This is a genomic window from Streptomyces sp. HSS9-12 (genome assembly GCF_054963655.1).
On record NZ_JBUEGC010000096.1, the window covers coordinates 1 to 6,741 of the forward strand.

Below are 6,741 nucleotides of genomic sequence, written 5' to 3' on the forward strand. Positions count from 1 at the left end.
GGAGCGGCCTCCCCGGCGCGGAGCGGCCTCCCCGGCGCGGAGCGGCCTCCCCGGCGAGGGAGCCGGTTGCGCCCCTTCGGGGCGTTTTGCTGTTTCTTGTGCATCAACCGGACTGCCGTACGGCACGGTTGATGTTGACGTAGGTGAGGACCCGCTCGTCGATCCGCCGTCACGGAGGTGTACGACATGGCCGAAGCCGCGCAACGGCTGAACGCAATCGCCGAGGACATGCTGGGAGCCCCCTTCCCGGTCCGTATCCGTGCCTGGGACGGCAGCGAAGCAGGCCCGCCGGGCGCGCCCATCCTCGTCGTACGCCACCGGCGCGCGCTGCGCCGACTCCTGTGGCGGCCGAGCGAGCTCGGACTCGCCCGCGCCTGGGTCACCGGCGACATCGACGTCGACGGTGACCTCTACACCGCCCTCGACCTGCTCGCCGGCCTGCTCTGGGAGCGCAGCCCCGGGGCCAGAGCCGGCACGAGCAAAGACTCCGGCACATCGCAAGAACGACGTACCCCCCTGAGCGTGCTGCGCGACTCCCAGCTACGTGCCGCCGCCCGTGAACTGATCGCCCTCGCCGGGCCCGGGCTCCCCCCACCCCCGCCCCGCGAGGAGGTGCGCCGCCGCCGGGGCGCCCTGCACACCCTGCGCCGCGACAAGGCCGCCATCAGCCATCACTACAACGTCGGCAACGACTTCTACGAGCTGGTGCTCGGCCCCTCCATGGTCTACTCCTGCGCCTATTGGGACCGGGACTCCACCCTGGAGGATGCACAGCGGGCCAAACTCGACCTCGTCTGCCGTAAGTTGGCGCTGAAAGCCGGCGACCGGCTGCTGGACGTCGGCTGCGGCTGGGGCTCGATGGTGCTCCACGCGGCGCGCGAGTACGGCGTGCGCGCCGTCGGTGTGACGCTCTCCACCGAGCAGGCCGTGTACGCCCGTAAGCGCGTCGCCGACGCCGGCCTGACCGAGCGCATCGAGATTCGTGTCCAGGACTACCGCGAGATCACCGACGGACCGTACGACGCCATCTCCTCCATCGGCATGGCCGAGCACGTCGGTTCCGCCCGCTACCGCGAGTACGCCGCCGACCTGTACGCCCTGCTGCAGCCCGGCGGGCGCCTGCTCAACCACCAGATCGCCCGCCGCCCCGAGCCGGACGAAGAGGCGTACCAGGTCAACCAGTTCATCGACCGGTACGTGTTCCCCGACGGCGAGCTGGCACCTCTGGGCAGCACCGTCTCGCTGCTGGAAGAGGCCGGTTTCGAGGTGCGCGACGTGGAGGCCATCCGCGAGCACTACGCGCTGACGCTGCGGCGGTGGGTGGCCAACCTCGAGGCGGGATGGCGGGAGGCGGTCCGGCTCACCTCGCCCGGGAGGGCCCGGGTCTGGAAGCTGTACATGGCGGCGTCCGCGCTGTCCTTTGAACGCAACCGCATCGGCGTCAACCAGATCCTCGCCGTGCGCACTCCGGCCGAAGGCGCTTCGGGCCTGCCGCTGCGCACCCGCGACTGGCGTGGCTGACCCTGGCAACCCCGGCCCGCGAGCGAGCCGAAGGGCGCGCCGGTGTCGAAAGGGACGAGACCAAGCGCGCGAGGAACGAGCGAGCGCAGCGTCGAGGACCTTCGACACCGGCTGAGCGCCCGGGAGGCGAGCCGCGAGAAAAGGGGAGGGGCACAGAGCGCGCGCCACAGGCGTGCAGGGGCCCGTCCCGCGCCCAGCGCGCGTGAGGACGGGCCCCTGCCATGAGTGCGAGCCGCAGGCTATTCGGCCTTGATGGCCTCCAGGGCGTTGAGCCTGGCCGCCCGCCGCGCCGGCCACATCGCGGCCAGTACGCCGACCAGCCCAGCCAGCGCCAGGAACACCGCGATCCGGTCGTACGGAATCTGCATCGTGTACGTCGACACCGACTTGGCGATCGACGACCCCGCGGCCCAGCTGAGGAAGAGCCCCAGGCCGATCCCGAGCACGGCGCCGAACAGCGAGATGACCACCGACTCCAGCCGGACCATCCGCTTGACCTTGGCCCGGTCCAGACCGATCGCCCGCAGCATCCCGATCTCGTGCTTGCGCTCGAAGACCGACATCGCCAGCGTGTTGACGACCCCGAGTACCGCGATCAGCACGGCCATCGCCAGCAGCCCGTACAGCATGTTCAGCAGCAGGTTGATCGCCTGGCCGATCTGGTCGCTGGTGGCCTGCTTGTCCATGACCTGGATCGCGGGGTTCTCGCCGAGGGCCTTGACGATGGTGTCCTCGGCCTCCCCGGACGCGCCGTCCTTCATCTTGACCATGACCTGCTGGTCGGCGACCCGGTCCAGGTGCCGGTCGACCACAGAGGTGGGCACGAACAGGCCGTCGAGCATCTCGTTGCCCTCGTACACCCCGGCGACCGTCAGCCGCTCGGTGCGGCCGTCGTCGAACCGCACCGCGAGGGTATGGCCCGCCGTCAGATGGTGCCGGTCGGCGGTCTTGCGGTCCACCAGCGCGCCGCGGCCGGCCAGCCCGTCGAACGAGCCGCTGCTGAAGTCGAGGCTGAGCAGCCGGTCGACGGTCTTCGGGTCGACGCCGGTGATCTGGTTGAACGAGCCGTCCACCTCGCCGTAGGCCGTACGCATCGGGCTGGTGGCCGTCACCTCCGGCAGTGCGTCCAGCTTCGCCCGCACATCCGGGGACAGCGGCGTGAAGTTGGCCATACTGACGGTGTAGTCGGCCTTGAGCGAGTCCACGGCCATCTTGTCGATGGCGCTGTGCATCGAGGTGGCGACCACCGTCATGGCGGTGATGAGCGTGAGGCCGATCATCAGCGCGGAGGCGGTCGCTGCGGTACGGCGCGGGTTGCGGACCGCGTTCTGCCGGGCCAGCTTGCCCGCGACGCCGAAGCTCCGCAGCAGCGGCGCGGCGGCCGCGACGACGGGGCGCGAGAGCAGCGGTGTGAGGACGATGACGCCGATCAGCACGACCGCCGCACCGCTGGCGAGCTGCATGTTGCCGTCCTTTCCGGCCGCGACCCCGAGGAAGAGCAGGGTGGCGCCGAGGGCGGCGATGGCCGCGCCGATGCTGTTGCGCAGCACCAGGCCGCGGACGGTGGGCGCGGCGTGGACGCTGTTCATGGCGGCGACCGGCGGGATCTTCGCGGCGCGGCGGCCGGGCAGCCACGCGGCCAGCATGGTCACCAGGACGCCGACCAGGAGCGCGACCACACCGGTGCGCGGGGCGATGACGAGCGCGCCGTCAGGCAGCGTGGCGCCGGCGGCGTTCAGGCCCGAGCGCATGCCGACCGCGATGCCGATGCCGAGCAGGAAGCCAATCACCGAAGCGACCAGGCCGACGAGAAACGCCTCGAGGAGCACGGAGCGGGTGACCTGGCGGCGGGAGGCGCCGACCGCGCGCAGCAGCGCCAGCTCCCGGGTGCGCTGGGCGACGAGCATGGTGAAGGTGTTGGCGATGATGAACACGCCGACGAACAGGGCGATACCGGCGAAGTAGAGCAGCACCTGGCTCATGGACTCGGTCTGGCGGGCGATGCTCTCGGCCTGCTGTTCGGCCAGCTCCGTGCCGAGGACGGCATCGGTGTCCTTCGGCAGGACCTTCTCCACGGCGTTCTTCAGCGCCGCGTCGGAGGTGCCGGCCGCGGCCTTGACGGTGATCTCGTCGTACTCGGCGGTGGCACCAAGGGCCTTGCGGGCGGTGGCGTTGTCGAACAGGACGAGGGTGCCGCCCGCCGCGACGCTCCCGTCGTCGGTGTCGAAGATGCCGGTGATCTTCTGCCGCATCACCGGCCCGTCGGTGGAGACGCGGGCGGTGTCGCCGACCCGGTAGCCGGTGCGGCCGGCGGTCCGGCTGTCCAGGGCGATCTCGTCAGCGGCCTTCGGCGGCCGGCCGTCGGTGAAGGAGTAACGCGGGTCTTTGCCGTCCGCGCCGGGGTAGTAGTTGGCGCCGAAGGTGCCCCAGTTCTGGCCGACCAGCTTTCCGTTCCTGTCGGCGAGCGCGGTGAAGCCGGACACGGAACCGGTCGCGGACTCGGCGCCGGGCAGGCTCTCGATCTTCTTCAGCAGACGGTCGGTGAGGCGCGGCTCCGTCTTCGTCTGCTGAGCGCCGCCGGGGGAGGGCTCCGTAGCGGAGCCGGTGGAGTGCACGGCGACGGAGACGTCGGCGAAGCTCTTGGCCGACTTGTTCTTGAAGGCGTCGCCGAGGGTGTCGGTGAAGACCAGGGTGCCGGAGACGAAGGCGACGCCGAGCATGACGGCGAGCACGGTCATCAGCAGCCTGGCCTTGTGCGCGAGGACATTGCGCAAGGCTGTACGGAACATGGGTGTCTGTCAGTCCTGAGGTATGGGCCGGTGGCCGGTCAGCTGGGTGCGGGGTCGGGTCAGCTCGTACGGCCCTTGGCCTCGAACTGCTTCATCCGGTCGAGGACGGCGTCGGCGGTCGGCCCGTACAGTTCGTCGACGATCCGGCCGTCGGCGAGGAAGATCACGCGGTCCGCGTATGCCGCGGCGACCGGGTCATGGGTCACCATGACGACGGTCTGGCCCAGCTCGCGTACGGAGTTGCGCAGGAAGCCGAGGACTTCGGCGCCGGAGCGGGAGTCGAGGTTGCCGGTCGGCTCGTCCGCGAAGATGATCTCCGGCTTGCCGGCCAGCGCACGGGCCACGGCCACGCGCTGCTGCTGACCGCCCGAGAGCTGGGACGGACGGTGCTTCAGCCGCTCCGACAGGCCGACGGTCGCCACGACCTGGTCCAGCCACGCCTTGTCCGGCTTGCGGCCCGCGATGTCCATCGGAAGGGTGATGTTCTCCAGCGCGTTCAGTGTCGGCAGCAGATTGAACGCCTGGAACACAAAGCCGATCTTGTCGCGCCGCAGCCTGGTCAGCTGCTTGTCCTTCAGCCCCGTCAACTCGGTGTCACCGATGCGGGCGGATCCGGAGGATATGGAGTCCAGGCCCGCGACGCAGTGCATCAGGGTCGATTTGCCGGAGCCCGAGGGGCCCATGATGGCCGTGAACTCGGCCTGCCGGAACTCGACCGAGACGCCGTCGAGCGCCACCACCTGTGTCTCGCCCTGGCCGTAGACCTTGGTGAGGTCCGTGGCGCGGGCGGCCACCGCGGTGGTGCGGGTGGCGGTGGGAACGCCTGAGGGGATGGTGGTCACGGGCGGGTCTCCTGTCGGGACGTCGGTGTGGGACGTACCCATCGTCCGTGCCGGTGAGGCCGCCCGGATCCGTCCCCGCTCCGGTTCCGGACACAGCCCTGGGAGTGAGCCCGGCCGCGCCGGCTCCTCCCTGGGGATGACGGTAACCCTGAGACGGCCGACGACTTTTTGTCAATCTCGTGCCATATGGATGAACGCCGCCCACTGGCCCGGGCGAGTGCTTACCTCCGGTCGCATGGTGCTGACGCCGTCTCAGCTGCCAATAAAATAAGACAACATCGGTCTGTCGAGCGGCCGTTGGGGCATTGCACCCGGATAGGCTCTGGCTGCGCCCTGGGGAGGACCGTAAGCCGTTCGGACGGTCGGACCATGAGGCCCGCCCGGATGGTGGAATGCAGACACGGTGAGCTTAAACCTCACTGGCCCTTCGGGCCGTGCCGGTTCAAGTCCGGCTCCGGGCACTCCCATAGGCCCCCAGGCGCACTCTTCGTATCCGGGCCGTCGCCCGCCGTCCAGCCGCGGTTTCTCAAAGATCCTCCTCTGGCACTAGGGTGCATTCTTTGCTTACCCATTACTCTTAGGGCAAGGTCGCGCAGGGCGGCCATGGAGGAGTGAGATGAGGAGCAGCAACCCGGTCTTCTCGCGACGGGGATTCAGCCGCGACAACGGCTACGCGGGCTTCGACGCGGCGCCGCAGGCCGGGGGCCCCGCCGCGGCCCAGGGCAACCCGTACGCCAACCCGTATGCCACGGGCAACCCTTACGCGCAGGGCGGTAACCCGTACGCCCAGGGCGGCCCGCAGAACCTCACGTACGACCAGCAGACGTACGGCGCCCCGCCGGCGGGTGCGCTGCAGACCGGCCGGATGACGATGGACGACGTCGTCATGCGCACCGGCATCACGCTCGGCACCGTCGTCGCCGGCGCGACCGTGGCATGGGTTTTGAACCTGCCGCTGCCGCTGGCGATCGGTGCCGCGCTGATCGCGATGGTGCTCGGCCTTGTCCAGTCGTTCAAGCGCAAGGCTTCGCCGGCGCTGATCCTGTCCTACGCCGCCTTCGAGGGGCTCTTCCTCGGGGCTCTGAGCAACTTCGTCAACCAGTACGTCAACGGCGCCGCGATGCAGGCGGTGCTGGGCACGATGGCCGTGTTCGTCGGCACGCTCTTCGCGTACAAGACGCGGCTCATCCGGGTTACCCAGCGTTTCTACCGCTTTGTGATGGCCGCGGCCATCGGCTTTGTGCTGCTGATGGTGGTCAACTCGCTGTTCGCGGTCTTCGGCGGCGGTGACGGTCTGGGCTTCCGCTCCGGCGGCCTCGGCATCCTCTTCGGAGTGATCGGCATCGTCCTCGGTGCCTGCTTCCTCGCTCTGGACTTCAAGCAGATCGAGGACGGCGTCACCTACGGCGCTCCGCGTGAGGAATCCTGGCTGGCGGCCTTCGGCCTCACCCTGACCCTGGTGTGGATCTACGTGGAGATGCTGCGTCTGGTCCAGCTCCTGCAAGGTGACGACTGACCGAGCACCAGCACGGCAAGGGGCCCGGAGGCGCTGCCTCCGGGCCCTTTGGTATGGAAGTGCGGAGCTAGTG

General features: G+C 69.6%; 4 protein-coding genes and 1 tRNA gene. 3 read left to right on the forward strand and 2 right to left on the reverse strand.

Annotated elements, in window-relative coordinates; translation table 11 throughout:
• Nucleotides 1-186 precede the first annotated feature (186 nt).
• Nucleotides 187-1,521 carry a class I SAM-dependent methyltransferase gene (locus ACY34J_RS28515; RefSeq protein ID WP_462729527.1) on the forward strand — a complete coding sequence of 445 codons (1,335 nt, stop codon included), beginning with the start codon at nucleotides 187-189 and terminating at the stop codon, nucleotides 1,519-1,521.
• Between the two features lie 239 nt (nucleotides 1,522-1,760).
• Here the strand turns inward: ACY34J_RS28515 and ACY34J_RS28520 are convergent, their stop codons facing one another.
• Entirely contained in the window at nucleotides 1,761-4,310 is a 2,550-nt protein-coding gene (locus ACY34J_RS28520; RefSeq protein WP_462729528.1) for an ABC transporter permease, read from the reverse strand.
• Nucleotides 4,311-4,369: 59 nt separating this feature from the next.
• On the reverse strand, nucleotides 4,370-5,194 hold the full coding sequence (locus ACY34J_RS28525) for an ABC transporter ATP-binding protein (protein ID WP_462729529.1): 825 nt from the start codon (nucleotides 5,192-5,194) through the stop codon (nucleotides 4,370-4,372).
• Nucleotides 5,195-5,530: 336 nt separating this feature from the next.
• Here ACY34J_RS28525 and ACY34J_RS28530 point away from each other — a divergent pair.
• Together ACY34J_RS28530 and ACY34J_RS28535 are read left to right on the forward strand one after the other, a co-directional pair.
• Nucleotides 5,531-5,613, forward strand: a tRNA-Leu gene (locus ACY34J_RS28530).
• A gap of 155 nt (nucleotides 5,614-5,768) precedes the next feature.
• A complete protein-coding gene (locus tag ACY34J_RS28535) occupies nucleotides 5,769-6,668 on the forward strand; it encodes a Bax inhibitor-1/YccA family protein (protein WP_462729530.1) in 900 nt (299 codons plus the stop codon).
• Nucleotides 6,669-6,741 lie beyond the last annotated feature (73 nt).

Coding starts and splice junctions, on each gene's coding strand:
- ACY34J_RS28515 (WP_462729527.1), top strand. CDS start 187: ATGGCCGAAGCCGCGCAACGGCTGAACGCAATCGCCGAGGACATGCTG.
- ACY34J_RS28520 (WP_462729528.1), bottom strand. CDS start 4,310: ATGTTCCGTACAGCCTTGCGCAATGTCCTCGCGCACAAGGCCAGGCTG.
- ACY34J_RS28535 (WP_462729530.1), top strand. CDS start 5,769: ATGAGGAGCAGCAACCCGGTCTTCTCGCGACGGGGATTCAGCCGCGAC.
- ACY34J_RS28525 (WP_462729529.1), bottom strand. CDS start 5,194: ATGGGTACGTCCCACACCGACGTCCCGACAGGAGACCCGCCCGTGACC.